Here is an 18,690-nt window from a genome sequence, read left to right on the forward strand (position 1 = left end):
AATGCTTAGAATCTTTCGAAATCATTGTCTGAAGCGTCATCCAAGGTGTCTTCATCAAGATCCAGCTGCAGTTTCTTGCCACCCTTTGGGGCCGCCTTTGGGGTGGGCAAGGAACGCGCCTTGGAGGCATGTGTATGGGAGGTTGTCCTGACCGTGCCACGCGCAGCTTGGTTGATCTTGAAGAAGGCAATGGTGCTCTGCAGTTGCTGGGCTTGCGCAGAGAGTTCTTCAGACGTCGAGGACATTTCCTCTGAAGCTGCAGAGTTCTGCTGCACGACGGTGTCGAGCTGCTGCAAGGCCTGGTTGATCTGGGTGGCTCCTGCGGATTGCTCAATGCTGGAAGCGCTGATTTCTTGAACCAGTTCAGAAGTCTTTCTGATGTCGGGAACAAGCTTGGCAAGCATATCGCCCGCGCGTTCGGCAACTTCAGTGGACTTTGCCGAGAGCTCGGTGATTTCTTCGGCCGCTTCCTGGCTGCGTTCGGCCAGTTTGCGGACTTCAGAGGCCACGACTGCGAAGCCCTTGCCGTGCTCGCCGGCGCGCGCCGCCTCAATGGCCGCGTTAAGGGCCAGCAGGTCTGTTTGCCGTGCAATCTCCTGGATGATGGATATCTTTTCGGCGATGTCCTTCATTGCCTTCACCGCTTCGGTAACGGCTTCACCGGAGGATTGCGCGTCTTCGGCGGCTCGGAGGGCAATGGCTTCGGTCTGCTTTGCATTGTCTGCGTTCTGGGCGATGGAGGAGGCCATCTCTTCCATGGATGCGGAGCTTTCCTCCACACTGGAGGCTTGCTCGGTAGCGCCCTGCGAGAGACTTTCGGCGGTTGCCGACATTTCTTCGCTACCGGCCGCCACTTCCTCGGCGCCGGTCTGAATGCTGCCCACCACATCGGTGGTGCGTTCAATCATTTCTTGCAAAGAGTGCATCAGCACGTCATTGGCGGAGCGGGCTTGCGCCTCCACTTCCAGGTTGCCCTGGGAGATTTCCTTGGCGAGTTTCGCCACTTCACGTTCGGCCTCAGTGAGGGCGATGATGGAGCGCATCAGGCTGTCCTTGCTGGAGCGGACTTCGACGTGTTGGTCCAGATCGCCCCTTGCCAGCCCGGAGACGGTTTCCTCCACGCTCTTTTCAGCTTTGAGCAGGCTCCCCATGGCCTGGAGCAGGTCGCCGACCTCGTCCTTGCGGTCTGCCTTGACTTCCTGCTCGATGTCGCCTTCGGCCATGAGTCTGGCATGTTCGACAACCCTGCGGATGGGCGTGGTAATGCCCTTGGTAAGGAAGATAGCGAACACGATTCCCAATACGGCTGAGACTAGCGTCCCAATGATGAGGAACAGGTTGGACCTGGTGATTGCCTCCCCCATTGCCTGAATCTGTTGCAATCTGGCCTCTTCACCCATTTCCTGAGTCTCGCGGGCAGCGGAAAGCATTTCCTGGGCTGCTTTATCCTGTTCCTGCACGTTGTTATAAAAATTTTGTCCTGCTTCCAGGTATTTTTGGATGGCGGCGGACATTTTTTGCGCCACTTCCTGAACACGGGGCTCGCCGCGCCCCAGGTCAGACCATTTTTGAATGCCTGAGAGGAGCTGGTTGGTCCACTTTTCGAAGTTGGCCCACTCCTGCTCGTTCTTTTTAAGAATGTAGTACAGGGCCGCTATGCGCAGGGAGAGGAAGTTCCGGGAGATGTCCATGTTGAAGCTGTCGCTGATCTCGGTCCACTTGAGCAGATCGCTGGTGTAGTCCTGCGCGGACGCGCGGGCTCGTGCAGGAGCAACGATATCTTCGCGCACCACACGCCCCAGATCGTAGACTTCCGTGGTCAGCTCCCGCCAGATGCCCATCATCTTGTTGGAGTCTTCGTCCAACGCAACATAGGAATCAAAGGCGGCCATATAGCGGTTTGCGGCTTTCATGACAGCTTCCATGCGCTGCCTATCGGCGGCGTCAGGCAACTCCTCGCGGAGGGCGGCAGCCTTGGTAATGAGGCCGTTTATGTCATTGTGCACCGCATCAACAAACTGCATGTCCTTGCGTATGACGTAGTTCTTTTCATTCTGCCGCGCGCTTTTCATGGAGTTCATGACGTCATTGATGTTGGAAACCATCGCGACGTTGTTCTCCACGGAGTACAGACTGAGCATGCCGACACCGGCGACAAGTACGGTAAACAGAATCAAAAGACTGAAGCCGACCCCAAGCTTGATTCCTAGTTTCAGATTTTTAAACATTGTCACCCCCGAAGTAGAATGAGTAAGCCCTGCATATCCGTCATTCAGACAAGCCGCCTTAACCGTGATTCCCTGTTTTTATTGGAAGAATCATGCCAAAAGGGTTATTTGGAAAAATGTAGTAAAATTAGGGTATAAGCTGCATTAAAAAATACAGAAGGGGTGTGAATAAATTCAATAGTGTGAACGCGGAGATGCGAGACTTTTTCTTATCTAGCTAAGAATAAGGAGGAATACTTGCATGTGAAATCCGTGAACAGCAGTGAATTTATTCAATGGGGATATTGGGAGGAGAGAGCCTGGTCTTCCTGCACGTCGTTTTTTTCTTCACTGCGCTGTTTCAAACGTTTGTTCAGTGCGGAAGGTGTAATGCCCAGCATGCCGGCGGCCAGACGTTGATTGTTTTGCGCGCGCTCCATGGCTTCGTCTACAAGGGCCTCGCCAACTTCTCGCAACGTGGGCAGGGAGGGGAGTTCTGCAAAAAGGCGGCAGTTGTCTAATTGTTGTTTGCAATGTGAGGAGACATTTTCTGCGTTAATGGATTCTCTGAAGCTGCCGGTGGATAACATGTGGGAGGTGTGGGTCGAAAGGGCGTCATAAACCATGGCCCTGAGTTCCCGCACGTTGCCGGGGAAATGATACGTTGTCAGAAGCTGCAGCAGTTCCTTGGGGTAGCTTGGTATCTCTTTGCCCAGTTCTTCTGATATTTCGGTGACAAAACGATCAAAAAGCAGCGGCAGGTCATCCTTGCGCTCTCTGAGGGCGGGGATGTGCACGCAATGGGTTTTGAGCCGGTAGTATAGGTCTTGCCTGAAACTGCCGTTATTCACGGCATCCAGAATGTTGATGTTTGTGGCGACCAGGATGCGTGCAGAGGAGAGCACCGGCATATCAGAACCAAAGGGGTGGAATTCCTTTTCCTGCAGGAGGCGCAACAATTTGATCTGGGAACTTTCCGTCAGCTCGCCTATTTCGTCCAGAAAAAGCGTGCCGTGGGCGGCTTTTTCCACAAAGCCAAGGCGGTGCTGCTCCGCCCCTGTAAAGGCACCTTTCTTGTGCCCGAAGAGCGTATCTGCAAACATCAGGTCATCCAGGCCGGCAACGTTTACAGCGACGAATTCGCCGCGTCTTCCGCTGGCGGCATGCAGGCCTTTGGCGATGAGCTCTTTGCCCACTCCGGTTTCACCGGTTATGAGCACGGGTTCGTTGCTTTGCGCCACTGCTTCACAATAGTGTAATATTTTAATAATTTGTGGATCCCTGGTGAGGAAGCTGGAAAATGCTTCCGGAACGCCTGGGACGGAAAGAAGGGCGTTCTTTTTGAATATCTGCAACTGCCGGTTCAGGCTGCGGCGGTCTAGAGCTTTTGCCAGGCTGGACGCCAGCCGGTCGGAATCCACCGGCTTGGTCACGTAGTCGAAAGCGCCCTTGCGCATGCAGCGCACAGCGGTTTCCAGTTCATTAATGGCGGTGACCATGACAACGGGGACGTCAGGTTTTTCCAGGGTCAGCGTTTCAAGGAGCTCTTCGCCGGAAATGACCGGCATGACCATGTCCAGTAGTACTGCTTCAATGTCTTTTGATTGCAGTATCTCAAGCGCCTCCTGGGAGGAGGATGCGGTGAGAATATTTGTATACCCCATGAATTCCAAGGCAATGGACAGGCTCTCAAGGGCATTGTCTTCATCGTCGACGATCAGGACAGGCCGTGAAGGGTTGATTTCAGTCATTTTGTATTCTCGTTAGAATGATTTGCCATTGGCAAAGTCATCGTTGCAGTGGCTCCTGGCCCTGGAGTATTGTTTGACAACGTAACACTCCCCCCGTGTAGTTGCATTATTTTCTGAGAAATTGCCAGCCCAAGCCCCGTTCCACCCATAGCTCTTTTTGTCGTGAAAAAAGGAGTGAAAAGCTGGTTAGCTGCAACAGGGTCAATTCCCTTGCCGCAGTCGGTGACACTGAGCCAGGCAGTGCCTGCCGCGGCATCATGCCCGGTACGCACAATGAGCTTGCCGCCAGTCTCTGCCATGGCGTCCAGGGCGTTGAGCATCAGGTTGAGGATGACCTGTTCAATCTGCCGGGGGCTGCCATTGGCAAAGGGCTGGTTTTCGTCCAGCTCCAACTCGAGCTGACAGCGGAATTTGGCGATCCGGGCTTTCACGAAGGGGATGGCGATCTTGAGTGATCTGTTCAGGTCGACCTCTTCAGCCATGGTTTCCATGTCTGGATTCGCCAGGCGACGCATGTTGTCCACAATCTGCTGTATGCGCTGTGAGCCTGAAATGATGCCATCAAGCAGGCGCGGTAAATGCATTTTCAGACGGGAATAGGGGAGTTCGCCTACCATGAAGTCGCCTGCTTCTTCTGCATGTGCGTCCAGCAGCGGGAGCAGGGATTGCCAGGCCTGTTGCAACAAGGGGGCGTTTATGGCGATGAAGTTGTTGGGATTGTTGATTTCATGGGCGACGCCTGAAGACAGGATGCCGAGGGAGATAAGCTTGTCCGCCTGGATGAGTTGCTTGTCACGCTCTTTTGTTTCCTGCTCTATCCGGCGTTTGTCCGTTATATCGGTTGCAAAACCGTCTATGAGTTTGCGACCGCCTACATCAATATAACGCAGATTCATTTGCAGTATTTTGTGGCCGCCATTGCGATCGATGCAGGCAATCTCGAAATCGTTAACCGCTCCGTGCTTGAGAAGCTGCTCCTTGAGCACTTCACGTCGTGAGGCATCTTGATAGAGATGCAAAATGTTTTCACCGATTTCTTGAGATGCCTGTGCCACAGATTCATAGCCAAGCATCTGCGCAAATGCCTGGTTGAAATGTAACGGGTAGCCGTCGAAATCCGTGCGCAATATTCCTACGGGGGCATTGTCGAAGATGTCGCGATAGCGGGCTTCTCGCTCCATTAGCATCCGCTCCCACTGTTTGCGGTAGGAGACATCGGTAACGATGCAGATGGAGGCGTTTTCCGGGCGCAGAGGGTCGATGGGCGCCAGGCGGATCACGGTCTGCACAAGAAAGTTTTGCTTGTGGCGCAAATCGGTTTCCAGGATGGCCCTGCCCTGGGTGCGGAGCTGATCCAGAACGTCGTCGCGAATAAGGGAAAAATCAGTATCTTCCGGGAAAAACATCGAAAGATAAGCGCCCTCGGCCTCCTCGATGGAGTAGCCGAGGATTGCTGTGACCTGGCTGTTGCTCCAGACAAGATTCTCCGGCGTGATAAGGCAAATGAGAAGCGGCGCTGCTTCCAGTATGCTGCGCAGGGTGCGTTCGCGTTCTTCCAAGGCTCTGCTGGTCTGTAGACGGGAGGTGATGTCCCGCATAGAGGAGATGAACCTGCGTTTGCCGCCGATGGTTGCCTTTTTGAGACGCACCTCGGCCCAGAAGCGCTTCCCGTCTTGTCTTCTGTGATACCACTCCAGGGACTGCGGCCCATCATAGGCAAGAGCCACCTGGCGGGCCTCATCCAAGGAAAAAGGATACTCGCCATGGGAGAGGTCCTTTATGTCCAGGCGCAGCATTTCCTCATGGGTGTACCCAAACAGCTCCTGGGCAGCTGTGTTGGCGTCTACAATCTGGAAAGTTTCCTCATCCAACAGCAAGATGGCGTCAGTGGTTGTATTGAATATCTCCTGATAGTTCTGCTCGACCTGATTGAGCTGCTCCTGCATGTACCGTTCTGCGCTCACATCGTTGCTTATGCCCACCATGCGGGAAGGGATGCCTTCGCTGTCCCATTCCACTATATTGCCTGTGCTGCGCAGCCATATCCACTCATTTCGGTGGTTCAGGAATCTGTATTCAAGATTGAGGCTCTCTTCGCACCCCTTGTCTCTGAAGCGCTGCAATGCTTCAAGGACCCAAGGTCGGTCCGCAGGGTGGATATGCTCGTGCCAGATTTCCGCGGTCTGGATTGCTTTAATCCCGATTGAAGCGTCTGGGCCTAAACGGTCGGGGCTGAACTGCAGCTTGTTGGTTTTGAAGTCTATATCCCAGATAACGGCTTTGTTTGCTTGCAAGGCCAGATTGATCCGCTTCTGGCTTTCTTGGAGTTCTATTTCCCCGAGCTTGCGTTCTGTAATGTCGGTTATGCTGCACAACACGCCTTCGATGTTATCTTCCCTGCTTTCCAAAGGCTGGGTGAAGATTGCGAACCAGCGGCCACGACCTTCTATGCTGTATTCCTTGTACTGCGACTGCCCGGAGGCAAAGGTCTCGCGCACGACGCATGTGTTGCACGAGGTGTTGGAAGCATGCAGAAAACTGTGGAAGTCCATTCCAACAGGGTTTTTATGCGGTACGATATTGCTGAGATGCCTGTTGTGCCAGGCGATGGTCATGTCCGGATTTACGACGCAAAGACCCGACTGCAGGGACGCGAGGATGTTGTCCAGGCGGTCGCGTTCTTCCTGAATGGCGATATCCAGTTGCTTCTGGTCAGTAATGTCACGCGCAATGTTGAGGAGAGCTATAACCTCGCCCTTGTCGTTCTGCATTGGGGCGTAGGTTATGTCCATGAAGCGTTTTCCTGCGCCTGGATAATGGTACCACCCGTGGTGGTGCATCGTCTTTTTCTGCAGGCTCTGGGCAGCGATGAAACGGATTTTTTCAAAAAAGGAAGGGCCGAGAACTTCTTGAGCAGATTTGCCTATGGCCCAACCAGGAGGAATGTCGAGTACCTTCTCATAGGCGCGGCTCATGGCTATGTATGTCCGATCAGGTCGCACCAGGGAAATATTGTCGGTGGTATTTTCCATGATCAGGTCCAGCAGATGGCTCTTGTACAGGATCTCATCCTGCAGGGGGGTGTCAGCAAGGCGTGCCTCCAAGGCAGCTATTGTTACCTTAGCTTCCTCCAGCTCTTTGCGGAGTTGGATGACACTTTTTTCATCGTCCATCATGCAGCCCCTGAAAAATTATCTGAAACAGAAGAAAATACTTTGAAAGGTTACTGGTTGTGAGTCGCCGTTTGCCAATATTGTTTATTTGTAACGATAGCCCTATTGAAATTCGTAACCATTGTAATCCTATTCACGGAACAGTCAATACTAAAGATAGGGAAGCCGTCATGTATGTTGCATACTGAAGATTGAATTTTGGTCCCCGGATTAATTTTTTTCCTTTTCAGTACTCATAGTTCTTATAAAGTCAAAAAAGAAGTATTTTTTCGTATCAGATTCGGTATTTCAAAAAAATGAACGTCTGTAGATCAAAGTAGAAAATGAATTTGAATGATTGAAATTCATATCTTCTCAAGGAACATTCCGAAACAGAATTATTTGTTTTTGTAAAATTTGAATGCCTGAATCCTGCCGTATTTTCTTAAAATCTTAACATGAAACTACGAAAGTTGAGAAGTGTAATAGTGATGAGAGAAACCATTTGTTTAATTATTTTGTGAAAAGAATAAAAAAAGATATATGGAAATTATGTAAATGTGTAACGGTAAAATTAAAATAGTAGTGAATAAGGAAGGAAAGTTTGTATAATAAAGTATTGTGTAGTTGTGTAATTTCTAAAGTGTGTTTCCAAAGGTGTATGTGTGTAGTCTGTAGTGTGTTGGAGAAGAAGACGATCAATTACGTAAACTTGTTCAGTGTGGTGGTGTGGCTGGATGACAATAAAAGGCATAAGGCTTCATGTGTTTGCTTGATATAGTATTGATGAGGCCATCTATCCACCTTAAAATAATGTAGGACAGGCTCTGTTGCTGCGGCGGGGAGGAGGAAGTGGGGATAATTATGCAAGAAAGTGTGTGTTACTTGGCCAAATTCTCATGCATGTTTTGTAAAATAGAGAATGATAAGAGGGGGAATGTTGCTATTTGTTTTAGTATATCAAGCATGAGGTGTGGATAAACAACCCGTATGCGCGCAACAGGACGAAAAGCCATTCCTCCAGGTATTTGTGACCTCCTGCGGGTTTGCTTTGCAGGCGAATTGCAAAGCGAGACGGCTTACCCGTTGTAAAGGGGGGCTTCCCAGGAGGCTCCCCCTGGCGGGCAGGGCAGAAAGCTAGGCTTCCTCCCTGGGGAACAGTGAATAAAAAAGCCACCAAAGGCGCTGTTCCACGTTTTTGACCAATTCCCGCAGTTCGCTCTCCTTGATTTGCAGGCTTTCCCAAATGGCTTCGCCCGGATGCATTGTATACTGCAAATTACAGCCTATGCCGATGGCCGTTACGATCTGGTTCGCCACAAATATGATTTCCGGAACCTCCTTGCCGAGGCATTTTTCTGGATTGTGGTGGTAAAGGGCTGATTGCACGATGCCTGTCGGCAGCCCCCACTCACCAAAGAGAACTCCCCCGATCATGGCGTGGTCTGCGTCGAATAGCTCCTGCTCGGCAAGGTGCAGGGGCGTACCGTGGTGCAGTTGCATGGCCATGGAGAGCTTTGCAAGCTTCGGGTGGCGGGAATACAGCATGATGCGTCCGAGATCGTGCAGCAACCCGGCAACCAGAAAGCGCTCCGGCTCGAACTTGCCGGTCAGGATGGCAATGTCGTTCGCCAAAATGGCGCACGCAATGGAGTGCTTCCAGAAAGATTCAAGGGGGAGGCTTTCGGGGGCGGTGTCTTCAAACATGGTTAGCAGGCGGATGCCAAGGGCAAGTGACGAAATTTTCTTGGTGCCAAGCACTGTCACGGCCCGCTCCAGCGTTTCGATTTTCATGGGCATGGCGTAAAAAGGGCTGTTCACCATGCTCATCACCGCTGCTGCCAGCTTTGAATCGTATGCGATGATTCCGGCTAGATGGTTGGCTGGCGCGCCTTGCTCGATGGCGTTTTGCAATTGCAGGACGATTCCCGGTACGGAAGGCAGTTTCAGTTTTTCCTTGAGCGTTTCCAAGGGTAACAGGCTTGCGTTGGCTTTCAGCTCAAGAAAGGTGGTGGCGTCTGGAAATTCAACCACTTCTTCATCCAGCATGCAGGCCGAATGTTCAAGCAACTCCTTGTTTTCTATTGCTAACCTGAAAAGCAGGGCATTGATGGGGTTGTTCAAGGAGACGTTTCGAAAGCGATCTTGAGCGTTCTTGCTGAGCATGAGTTCTCCTGTCATTTCTGACGGGCCCGAGGAGCCCCGGTAAACACTTGGCAATAACATGGAACGCCTGGGCGCAGGCTGCACGCCGGTATATGGCATGCAGCGCCGCCATGGTGTTAAGCCTTGCGACCTCCAGTCTTGCTGCTGGCGCCATGCGGGCACGCCTTTTTTAGGGGCAATGCTGTTCCGTATGGAAATACCTCATTACTCGCAGCAGCATAACGAACGGTTGTCCAAAGCTGTCGATCAACAGCATTGCCCACCCATCAATGAGATTGAGAATCCTTGTATAGTGAAAAACATTTCTGGATAGAGAAGTCCAGACTTCTAATGCAAAGAATTTGATCAGGAGGGGAGTGTCTGGGAACTGTTTATCACACGATCCACGGTTTCAAGCAGGGCGTCGGCGTCAAAAGGTTTGACCACATATTCGTCAAAGCCGGCTTCCTCGCCGCGTTTTTTGTCCCGCTCCATGGCAAAGGCGGTCAGAGCAATGATCGGCAAATCGGGGTTCAGCCCCTTTACCTTGCCGGCGCGGATGGCAAGGGCCGTATCGATGCCGTTGAGGTGCGGCAACTGCAGGTCCATCAGGACCATATCCACCGGCTTGGCCGCCAGCACATCCAGTGCCTTGAGCCCGTCTTCGGCAAGCAGCACATCATGCCCGGCAATGTGCAACATGCGGCGGGTGAACATACGGCTCACGGGCTCATCTTCCACCAGCAGAATCCGCAGCCCGGGCAAGGAAGGCAGAGGCGGGGCGGGTTGTTGCGCCACAAAAACGCTCTGATTCTGTTCTTCTTCAACACGTTTAAGGCGGATGGTGAAAAAGAAGCTGCTGCCGTGGCCAGCTTCACTCTCCACCCACACTTCCCCGCCCATGCGTTCCACAAGATCTCGCGTAATGGCCAGGCCCAATCCGGTGCCGCCATATTTTTTGGTCATGTAGTCTTCGCCAAGGGTGAAGCTTTCAAAAATCGTTTCCAGCTTGTCATTGGCAATACCAATGCCCGTATCCTTGACCTCGAAAAGAATGTCGTGAAATTCAGGAGCGTTGGAACCGTTGGTCAAGGATACATTTACGCGGATTTCACCCTGTTCCGTAAATTTTACCGCGTTATCCAACACGTTCAAGAGCACCTGCTTGAGCCGAAAGGCGTCTCCCAAAGCTTGGAACGGAACATTGTCCTCCACAGTGGCAACGAAATCGAGGCCCTTGGCATTCGCCTGGCGGTTGGCGTTATCCAGCAGGGGCTGCAGGGCTTCTCGGAGGGGAAATTGCTTTTCCTTGAGTTCGAGACGCTCCGCATGGATGGTGGAGAGGTCCAGCAAGTCGCTGACAATGTCCAGAAGTTCGGTGGATGAATCCAGGATAAGATCGAGAAAGTGCTCCTGTTCCGCTGTGGGCGTGGATTTGCGCAACATGTGGGTCAAGGCGATGATGGCATTCAAGGGGGTGCGCAGCTCATGGCTCATGTTAGCCAGGAACTGGTTTTTTGCTTCGTTTGCCGCTTCTGCCGCGTTTTTGGCCAGGCGCATTTCGGCTTCAGCGTGCTTGCGTTCTTCGATCTCTGCCTCGAGCTGGCTGGTACGTTGCTGCACCAGGCTTTCAAGGCGCTCCTTTTGTTCAATCCTTTTGCGCCTGTGCTCAGCCCTGCCCAATGCGCGCAAAACCGAGGTTTCCAATTCGTCGATGTCTTCAATGGGTTTGATGAGGTAATCCCAGGCGCCCTGACGCATGGCGTCCACAGCCTGGCGCATGGAGCTGGTGCCTGAAACCACAATGACAGGCGTATTGGGCGCTTCCTTGGTGAGCACGCGCAACACTTCATGGCCGGGCACGCCGGGCATGCGGAAGTCAAGAAGCACGCAGTCGGGATTTTCACTGCGAAAGAGTTCGAGTCCTTTCTGGCCATCAGCCGCCTGGACAACAGTGTAACCACGTTCGCTCAGCGACTGAACGAAAAATAATCGCAGCGTGGCGTCGTCCTCAATGGTCAGGATTTTAATCGTATCACTCATATCTATCAATAGGATTTGTTTTCGTAGCTGTTATGGCAATATATAATGCATTATAATCCAGTTGCGTCATTAAAAATACCCGTAGCAGAGCGCTTAGCATATTGGAAAGGATGTTTCCATCCTTTTGCGTCAAAAAGCAGAGGTAGTTTTCACAAATGCTTGCCACTGCTGACATGATGAGGCATAGATCGATGAAAGGGGTAGAAACTCAACATCCAAGGACCCCGTGCGGGGAGAGGCCGGCGTGCTAATGCCCGGCCCACAGCTTTTTTTGCGTGCAGGGGGGAGAGTGGCGATATGAATAGAAAAAAAGATAAATCCGGTAAGGAATTCGAGCTTTACAAAGATCGTTTCAACGCCATGGGCCTCGAACTACCCGAAGCGGCAACCGCTAACCCCGTCTCAATGGGCTATGTTGCATCTTTTTTGATGCGGCATGAGGTGTTCGGCAAAGAGGAACTCGAAGGGAATCAGGCGGAAGGTAACGAGTCTGATAAACCTAAATAGAGGCCTGCTCCTCGAGACGCACCCATTTTGCATATACAGCCCGCCCTGCCTCAGATGACCATTTTTTCAATGTGTTTTCACGAGGTGGCGAAATGAAGCCAGTCGTTCGTTTCACCCTGTATCAACACGTCTTCTTCAATCTCGTCTTTGTCCTGATGATTGCCGTGGGCGCCTTTGCCCTTCTTGAACTTCCTGTGGAGCGCTACCCCCAGGTGGAGTTTGGGAAGGTCTTTATTTCCATATACTTTCCCGGGGCCAGTCCGGAAGAGGTGGAAACCCTTGTCACGCGTGAAGTCGAGGACTCCCTGGAAGGAATGGAGAACATAGAGTTCATCCAGTCCACATCCTTCAGAGAGCGCTCCAGCGTTGTGGTCAAATTCATTGACGATACTGACTACGATTCGCTTTATGACGAACTGCGGTTCCGCGTTCTGAATGTGCAACGGGAGTTGCCCGCGGAAACAGACCCTCCTGTTTTCACCAATATCAAAACTTCCGACTGGTTGCCGGTTGTCAGCGTAAACCTTTCGGGTGACCGCGAAAATCGCGCCCTCGTGCTCATGGGAGAAGAGCTGAAGCTGGCTCTTTCGCGAATTCCCGGGGTGCAGGAAGTCTTACTGCGTGGGGAGTACACCAGAGAATTCCACGTCTTTCTTGATCCTGAAAAAATGGCCACCTTCGGTGTGACCATGGATGACATGGCCAGAGCCTTGGACGCGCATAACGTGTCCATACCTGCCGGGGATTTTTCGGACGGCAAGGGCGAGTTCGTGGTCAAGGTGGATGAAAAATTCCGGACCAGAAATCAGGTGATGCAAAGCGTGGTGCGCAGGGATGCGGACGGATCCTTTCTGCGTGTCAGCGACATCGCTTCCCACGCGGAGATGGGCTACCGCGAGCCCTTTGTCGTCACCTCTGTCAATGGCAGTGACGGCATAGCACTTTCCGTAAAAAAGACGGCGGACTCCAACGCACTGGATATCAAGGCTGCGGTGGACCGCGTGGTGGAGCAGTTCCTGCCCGTCCTCGAAGAGGAAGGAGTGAGCGTTGTGATGACCCAGGACTCCACGGTCTATATCAACGACGCCATGAGCACACTGGGCTGGAACCTCTGCATCGGCGTGGTGCTTGTCTCCCTGATAATCTGGTACTTCATGGGGTTCCGCAACGCCGCCCTGACCACGGTGGGCATTCCTTTCTCGTTTTTGACCACCATGATTCTGATGTATCTGACGGGGAATTCACTCAACGAGATCACCCTGTTTTCCTTTGTTCTGGTCTCCGGCATCATTGTTGACGACGCCATTGTGGTTGTGGAGAACATCTACCGCCACCATCAAGAGGGTGCATCCCTCACGGATGCGATAGTGGAGGGCACTTCCGAGGTTGCCTTTCCGGTTATATCGGCCACTACAACAACCGTAGCGGCCTTTTTACCCATGCTCATAATGACCGGCTCTACGGGTGAGTTCTTTGCCCTGGTGCCCAAGGCAGTGGCCTTCGCCATTGCCGCCTCCCTGGTGGAGTGCCTGTTCATACTCCCCCTGCACTACAAGGACTGGGGGCCTAAAAGACCCGATGCGGGAACTGCGCAAAAGCAGGAGCACAAGGACAACCTGCTCCTGGCCGTGATGCGCTGGTGTACGGTGCGCATCATCAGGCTCACCATGCGTTTTCGCGTGTTGACCCTGCTGGTGGTGCTCGTGGCGTTCATCGCTTCGGCAGGGGTCATGTACGTGTCGGCAACGGGCATCATGCCCCTTATCCGCATCAAATTTTTTCCGGACGACTACAACCTTTATTACGTAAACGTATATGGTCCTTCCAGCGCTCCCTTGGAGCTGGTGGACGCCAAGTTGCGGGAAATAGAGGCATTCGTACTGGAAGACGGGCCTGGTATGGCCGATTCTGCCCTGGGGTACGCCGGTTTCTACGTTACCGAGGACTACCAGCAGATTTATGGCAACAACTACGGCAACGCGGTCATTACCCTGCCAGCAAAAAAAGAGCAGCAGTTTGCCAATACCGTGGATAATGACCCCCTGCAGCATTTGGAAAACATGCGAGAACGCATTACGGCCGCGTTTCAGAAGGACGACTGGCGTATTGGCGTGCGTGCAGAAAAGGGGGGGCCGCCTACAGGCAAGGATATCACTGTCCGCGTTGTAGGGCCCGACGCCAATGCCGTGAGCCGTCTGGCCGCTGCGGTGCTGTCCTTCTTGCGCAATAGCGAAAACATTTCCCCATGGTTGGTGGACCTTGGCGATGACAGGGGGCGCCCCAACAGAATTTTCCGTTTCCATGTCCAGGAGGAAAAAGCGGCCGAGTACGGCGTGCCGCCAACTGCCGTGGCGCAACTGGCCGCAAGCGTTCTGGATGGGCGTTTCGTGGGAAAGTTCCGGGTCGCGGACGAAGAAGTGGACCTGAAGCTGAAATTTGAGCCCAAGTATCTGCAAAGTCCGGAAGACGCCTTGCAGATGCCTCTTATAGAGCGCCTATTCGGCTGGCGGACCTGTGCGATGTGGAGTCCTATACCGAGCCGGCCCATCTGAAGCGCTATGACGGGGACAGGGCGATCACCATCGAAGCCAACCTGAAGACCGACGCGCCCACCTCCACCCCTGCCATCATAAACGCCTTGCGCAAACAGTTTGCGGACAGGGCTGTCAATTACCCCGGGGCGGACATTGCCTTTGGAGGAGAGTTTGAAAGCACACAGCGCTCCTTTACCTCCCTGACCTATGCGTTTCTGGTCGCCATTCTGATCATATATCTTATTCTGGCCAACCAATTCCGCTCCTATATGCAGCCCCTCATCATCCTCTCCGCCGTGGTATTCTCGCTGGTGGGGGTCGTGGTGGGCAAAATGGCCACCCAGACACTGTTTACTGTCAACAGCTTCATCGCGGTGGTGGGCGTCACAGGCGTGGTGGTCAACGACTCCCTGGTCCTTGTGGACTTCATCAACAAGGGGCGCGCAAGGGGCATGTGCCGGCGGGACGCCATAGAATATGGTGTGCGTGTGAGACTGCGCCCCATTTTGCTGACCACGCTGACAACCACCCTGGGGCTTTTGCCCATGGCCATCGGTTTTCCCCAGTATTCGGTTGTCTGGGGCACCATGGCGTCCACATTCGTCACAGGCCTGTTTACGGCAACGGCGCTGACGCTGTTTGTGGTGCCCGTCGCCTGGGATCTGCTGGAAGCCCTGCGCGAGCGTTTGGTTGGCCGCCGTACTCTCAAAAGCGAAGGACTTACGCAGGAAGATGTGGACGCCCTGCATACCTGTGCTGAGGATGTACAGGGAAAAAACTCCCCTGATTCTCCCTCATAATTCCCCTATCATCGACGCGTTTCTCACCTGTCGGGGAGTAGCCCCCCGGGTTATTACCTTTATGTATCCGATAATTTCGCAAAGGAGGTAATAGATGGCTATGTTTCTGCAACCGGTACGTTCTCCCGGGTTGGCGCATATTTCTTATATTTTTGGCGACGGCAGCCAGGCTGCCGTTGTGGACCCAAGGCGTGATGTGGACAAGTACCTGGAAATAGCACGCAGGCACGAAGCCACCATCACCCATATTTTCGAGACCCACCGCAACGAGGACTATGTCATCGGCTCAAAGGAGCTTGCCAGAAGGACGGGCGCCACCATCCATCATGGCAAAGCCCTGGACTTCACCTACGGCGAGGGCGTGGCAGACGGGGATACTTTTACGTTCGGGTCGCTCAAGGCCGTGGTTCTGGAGACGCCGGGACATACCTTCGAATCCATCTCCCTTGCCCTGTATGACAGCAGCACGGGAGACGATTGCGTGGGTGTGTTTACGGGGGACGCCCTGTTCATTGGCGATGTGGGGCGCACCGACTTTTTCCCGGACCGGAAAGAAGAGGTCGCGGGCCTGTTGTATGATTCCATCTTTGAAAAATTGCTGCCCCTGGGGGATCAGGCCATCCTCTGGCCGGCCCATGGCGCAGGGTCGGTATGCGGGTCGGGCATGGCGGACAGGGATTTTTCCACCATCGGACTGGAACGGCAGCAGAACGCAGCCCTGCAGGTGCATGACAAGCAGGCCTTTGTGCAGAGAAAAATCGCGGAAACCCACTACCAGCCGCACTATTTCCGCAAAATGGAGGAGCTCAACCTGCATGGAACCGCGCCCGCGCCCTGTTCGTTGCCTGCGCCCAAGGCGGTAGGGGTGGAAGAGTTCGCCCGCCGTATGGAAGAGGGCATGCAGGTGGTGGACGTGCGCGATCCCGAAGCCTTTGCCGGGGCAGCCATACCGGGCAGTCTGGCCCTGCCGTTGAATATGCTTTCAGCCTATGCGGGGTACTACCTGGAGTATGACAAAGACATCGGTCTGGTGGCTGACAGGCCCGAGGCGATGGAGATCGCCCGCATCAGGTTGCATCGCCTGGGGTATGACAGGGTGGCCTGTTTTCTGCCCAGTGGTCTGACGTCTTGGGAGGTCAGCGGCCGCCCCTATCATCGTGTGCCTGCCGTGCATGTGGATGAACTCGTGAACGCCATACAAGAGGGCGAGGATTTCATCCTTCTGGACGTGCGCAAGCACGAGGAAGTGGCGCAGGGCATGTTGCCCGGGGCAAAACACATCTTTTTGGGCGACCTTCCCGACAGAGTGGACGAACTCCAGCGCGACAAACGCATAGTGACCTTTTGCGGCAGCGGGCAGCGCGCCATTATCGCCGCATCGCTGCTTGAGCGCGCCGGTTTCGAGCAGGTAGAGGACGCTTTGGGCTCCATGGCGGCCTGCGAGGCGCGGGGGTGCCCCATCCAATCGTCAAAGGAGAACGCATGAAAACGTATCTGAAAATGCTCCTGCCCCTTGCCGTGGTTATGGCATTTGCCGCCACGGCATACGCAGGGCAGGCGGCAGAAGGCGTCACTGTGAACATTTCCCAGGGGCGCTGGAATCCATACGTGGTCGGCGCCGGCATCGGCTGCATCAGTTTCCTGGCCTTTCTCTTTTCAGGCCAGGGGCTCGGCGCCTCCTCCGCCTACATGCGCACCGGCGGCATGCTGGAAAAAGGGCTGGAAGGCAAAGTGGCCATGGACAAGGAATACTACCGCAAACATCCGGCGCGCATCACCTGGCAATGGATGCTCATCGTGGGCGTTCTCATCGGCGCGCTTGGCTCCTCCCTGCTTTCCGGCAGCTTTCAATGGGAGTGGACACCTGCCATGTGGACCGCGAAATTCAGCGGGAATTTCCTTTTGCGCTGGCTGGCCGCATTTGTAGGGGGCGGTATGATCGGCTTTGGCGCCAGGTTGGCCGGAGGGTGCACCAGTGGCCACGGCATAACAGGCACCCTGCAGCTCAATACCAGCAGCTGGGTTGCGCTGCTCTGCTTTTTTGCCGGTGGCAGCGCCGTGGCACTGGGCCTGTATTAGAAAGTGCACCAAGGTTTTAGAACCAGACGCACAGGGAGAATTACATGCTTAAAGCATTGCACGATAATCGACCGATACAGCTTGTTCTCGGGCTGCTCTTCGGTATCTGCTTCGGCGCCCTGCTACAACGCGGGGGGCTCACCGACTACGACGTACTCATGGGGCAGCTCCGGCTTTATGACTGGACTGTGGCCAAAGTCATCCTGTCCGCTATTCTTGTCGGCATGATAGGCGTTTGGAGCCTGAATGCAGTCGGTCTGGCGCAGATCGCTGTCTATCCGGGGTCCATAGGCGGCACCGTGCTCGGTGGCCTGATTTTTGGCTGTGGATTCGGCTTTTTGGGCTACTGCCCCGGCACACTGGCGGGCGCTGTTGGCACGGGTTCTCTGCACGGTCTGCTCGGCGGCATACCAGGCATGATTCTGGGCTCGATTGTTTACGCAAATCTGGCGCCAGGCCTGGAAGGCCTGAAAAGCGTGGGCTCGTTCAAAAAGGAGACCCTGCCGGAACTTTTTGGCATGGACCGTTGCAAGGCCGTGCCCGTGATGGTTCTGGTGTTGGCGCTGGCGCTTGTGGGGCTGTATTTTATGGATGCGGCCGTAGGCGCTCCCAAATGATTTGGGGGCGTCAGTCGGTTGGCGTATAGAGCAGGCAATCGACGTCTTGCGCCAGCAATTCGAGTTCGTTGGCGATGCGGTCGAAATCTTCGGTGGTCAGATTTTCGGGTTCGGTATTCAAAAAAAAGTCTGCCCGCTTGCGCAGCTGCAAACACACACTGGCAACTATCTTGAGACGTTCTTCTTCGCTTAGTTTGGAAGGCTGATCGGCTGCAGGAATCGTACTGTTGATCATTCGTGTCTCCGGTTTGGTTCGTTGATGCCGTCTTGTTTCGTCCTGACGGCAAAGGTCAGACTCTTTGAACCATTACGGAGTCGTAGCGTAAAACGCTGCCTACTTCAAGTCGTGGGGATACTGCTCGTCCATGCGTACCATGCGCACCATGCGTACCGGGCATTGCTCCTCAGAAGCGAATGACCTCGCGCAATACGCCAAGCACAATGTCGTCCCTCTGGATGGAGTATGTGCCGTCATCCACCGCCTGCTTGAGCTTTTCCACCTTGCGTTTGCGGGCTTCCAGGCTCTCCGGGCTGGGAGCTGGTGATAGGCGTTGTTTTCCATTTCTGGCCATTGGTTGTCGGCTCGCGGTGGTTTGCCGCCTTCCCGTCGGGGGAAAGCGTCCCGCGTGCAAAGCACCTATCGGCAACCTTCAGAATGCCTTTAGGAGTCTCAAGAAATACTTTCCGTCCGTTAACGGTACCTTGGAAGGGAATGTCGCATAGCACAGATTGCATGTTGCAACAGGTTGTTATCATGCTGTTAGCGCCTTGGTTCACGGGCAGGACAGGTATTTCAACCGTGCAATTCTCGCCTGTCTCTTTTTGCTTTTACACAGGGGGCAAGGCCGGCAAAAT

General features: G+C 53.8%; 13 protein-coding genes. 6 read left to right on the plus strand and 7 right to left on the minus strand.

The window, feature by feature from the left end:
• Window positions 1-5: 5 nt before the first annotated feature.
• The 5 genes from ACZ5EH_RS07640 to ACZ5EH_RS07660 form a co-directional block, all read right to left on the minus strand.
• Window positions 6-2,228: a HAMP domain-containing methyl-accepting chemotaxis protein gene (locus ACZ5EH_RS07640; RefSeq protein WP_464277528.1), complete on the minus strand. Its 2,223-nt coding sequence runs from the start codon at window positions 2,226-2,228 to the stop codon at window positions 6-8.
• A 272-nt stretch (window positions 2,229-2,500) separates the two neighbouring features.
• Window positions 2,501-3,958 carry a sigma-54-dependent transcriptional regulator gene (locus ACZ5EH_RS07645; RefSeq protein WP_464277529.1) on the minus strand — a complete coding sequence of 486 codons (1,458 nt, stop codon included), beginning with the start codon at window positions 3,956-3,958 and terminating at the stop codon, window positions 2,501-2,503.
• Window positions 3,955-7,134, minus strand: a complete 3,180-nt coding sequence (locus tag ACZ5EH_RS07650) for a PAS domain-containing sensor histidine kinase (RefSeq protein ID WP_464277530.1) — start codon at window positions 7,132-7,134, stop codon at window positions 3,955-3,957. Before ACZ5EH_RS07650 ends, ACZ5EH_RS07645 begins: the two co-directional genes overlap by 4 nt.
• A gap of 1,113 nt (window positions 7,135-8,247) precedes the next feature.
• Window positions 8,248-9,276, minus strand: a complete 1,029-nt coding sequence (locus tag ACZ5EH_RS07655) for an HDOD domain-containing protein (protein ID WP_464277531.1) — start codon at window positions 9,274-9,276, stop codon at window positions 8,248-8,250.
• A gap of 345 nt (window positions 9,277-9,621) precedes the next feature.
• A complete protein-coding gene (locus tag ACZ5EH_RS07660) occupies window positions 9,622-11,298 on the minus strand; it encodes a response regulator (RefSeq protein ID WP_464277532.1) in 1,677 nt (558 codons plus the stop codon).
• Window positions 11,299-11,595: 297 nt separating this feature from the next.
• On the opposite strand from ACZ5EH_RS07660, the gene ACZ5EH_RS07665 reads away from it, so the two are divergent.
• The 6 genes from ACZ5EH_RS07665 (at window position 11,596) to ACZ5EH_RS07690 (ending at window position 17,835) form a co-directional block, all read left to right on the plus strand.
• Complete coding sequence (locus ACZ5EH_RS07665; RefSeq protein ID WP_464277533.1) at window positions 11,596-11,805, plus strand: hypothetical protein; 210 nt, start codon at window positions 11,596-11,598, stop codon at window positions 11,803-11,805.
• A 92-nt stretch (window positions 11,806-11,897) separates the two neighbouring features.
• Window positions 11,898-14,357 (plus strand): efflux RND transporter permease subunit, encoded by a 2,460-nt coding sequence (locus tag ACZ5EH_RS07670; RefSeq protein ID WP_464277534.1) that lies wholly within the window; start codon window positions 11,898-11,900, stop codon window positions 14,355-14,357.
• A complete protein-coding gene (locus ACZ5EH_RS07675) occupies window positions 14,327-15,139 on the plus strand; it encodes an efflux RND transporter permease subunit (protein ID WP_464277535.1) in 813 nt (270 codons plus the stop codon). Before ACZ5EH_RS07670 ends, ACZ5EH_RS07675 begins: the two co-directional genes overlap by 31 nt.
• Before the next feature lie 94 nt (window positions 15,140-15,233).
• Complete coding sequence (locus ACZ5EH_RS07680) at window positions 15,234-16,625, plus strand: MBL fold metallo-hydrolase (RefSeq protein WP_464277536.1); 1,392 nt, start codon at window positions 15,234-15,236, stop codon at window positions 16,623-16,625.
• Complete coding sequence (locus ACZ5EH_RS07685) at window positions 16,622-17,218, plus strand: YeeE/YedE thiosulfate transporter family protein (RefSeq protein WP_464277537.1); 597 nt, start codon at window positions 16,622-16,624, stop codon at window positions 17,216-17,218. Before ACZ5EH_RS07680 ends, ACZ5EH_RS07685 begins: the two co-directional genes overlap by 4 nt.
• Before the next feature lie 44 nt (window positions 17,219-17,262).
• A complete protein-coding gene (locus ACZ5EH_RS07690; RefSeq protein WP_464277538.1) occupies window positions 17,263-17,835 on the plus strand; it encodes a YeeE/YedE thiosulfate transporter family protein in 573 nt (190 codons plus the stop codon).
• 10 nt (window positions 17,836-17,845) lie between these two features.
• Here ACZ5EH_RS07690 and ACZ5EH_RS07695 read toward each other — a convergent pair whose 3' ends face one another.
• Window positions 17,846-18,070, minus strand: a complete 225-nt coding sequence (locus ACZ5EH_RS07695) for a hypothetical protein (RefSeq protein WP_464277539.1) — start codon at window positions 18,068-18,070, stop codon at window positions 17,846-17,848.
• A 169-nt stretch (window positions 18,071-18,239) separates the two neighbouring features.
• Window positions 18,240-18,407: a flagellar biosynthesis anti-sigma factor FlgM gene (locus tag ACZ5EH_RS07700; RefSeq protein WP_464277540.1), complete on the minus strand. Its 168-nt coding sequence runs from the start codon at window positions 18,405-18,407 to the stop codon at window positions 18,240-18,242.
• Between the last annotated feature and the right edge of the window lie 283 nt (window positions 18,408-18,690).

This window comes from Desulfovibrio biadhensis, assembly GCF_055388615.1.

What these genes read in the sequence shown, in the direction of transcription:
- ACZ5EH_RS07640 (WP_464277528.1), bottom strand. Translation starts at nt 2,228, where the DNA reads ATGTTTAAAAATCTGAAACTAGGAATCAAGCTTGGGGTCGGCTTCAGT.
- ACZ5EH_RS07645 (WP_464277529.1), bottom strand. Translation starts at nt 3,958, where the DNA reads ATGACTGAAATCAACCCTTCACGGCCTGTCCTGATCGTCGACGATGAA.
- ACZ5EH_RS07650 (WP_464277530.1), bottom strand. Translation starts at nt 7,134, where the DNA reads ATGATGGACGATGAAAAAAGTGTCATCCAACTCCGCAAAGAGCTGGAG.
- ACZ5EH_RS07655 (WP_464277531.1), bottom strand. Translation starts at nt 9,276, where the DNA reads ATGCTCAGCAAGAACGCTCAAGATCGCTTTCGAAACGTCTCCTTGAAC.
- ACZ5EH_RS07660 (WP_464277532.1), bottom strand. Translation starts at nt 11,298, where the DNA reads ATGAGTGATACGATTAAAATCCTGACCATTGAGGACGACGCCACGCTG.
- ACZ5EH_RS07665 (WP_464277533.1), top strand. Translation starts at nt 11,596, where the DNA reads ATGAATAGAAAAAAAGATAAATCCGGTAAGGAATTCGAGCTTTACAAA.
- ACZ5EH_RS07670 (WP_464277534.1), top strand. Translation starts at nt 11,898, where the DNA reads ATGAAGCCAGTCGTTCGTTTCACCCTGTATCAACACGTCTTCTTCAAT.
- ACZ5EH_RS07680 (WP_464277536.1), top strand. Translation starts at nt 15,234, where the DNA reads ATGGCTATGTTTCTGCAACCGGTACGTTCTCCCGGGTTGGCGCATATT.
- ACZ5EH_RS07685 (WP_464277537.1), top strand. Translation starts at nt 16,622, where the DNA reads ATGAAAACGTATCTGAAAATGCTCCTGCCCCTTGCCGTGGTTATGGCA.
- ACZ5EH_RS07690 (WP_464277538.1), top strand. Translation starts at nt 17,263, where the DNA reads ATGCTTAAAGCATTGCACGATAATCGACCGATACAGCTTGTTCTCGGG.
- ACZ5EH_RS07695 (WP_464277539.1), bottom strand. Translation starts at nt 18,070, where the DNA reads ATGATCAACAGTACGATTCCTGCAGCCGATCAGCCTTCCAAACTAAGC.
- ACZ5EH_RS07700 (WP_464277540.1), bottom strand. Translation starts at nt 18,407, where the DNA reads ATGGCCAGAAATGGAAAACAACGCCTATCACCAGCTCCCAGCCCGGAG.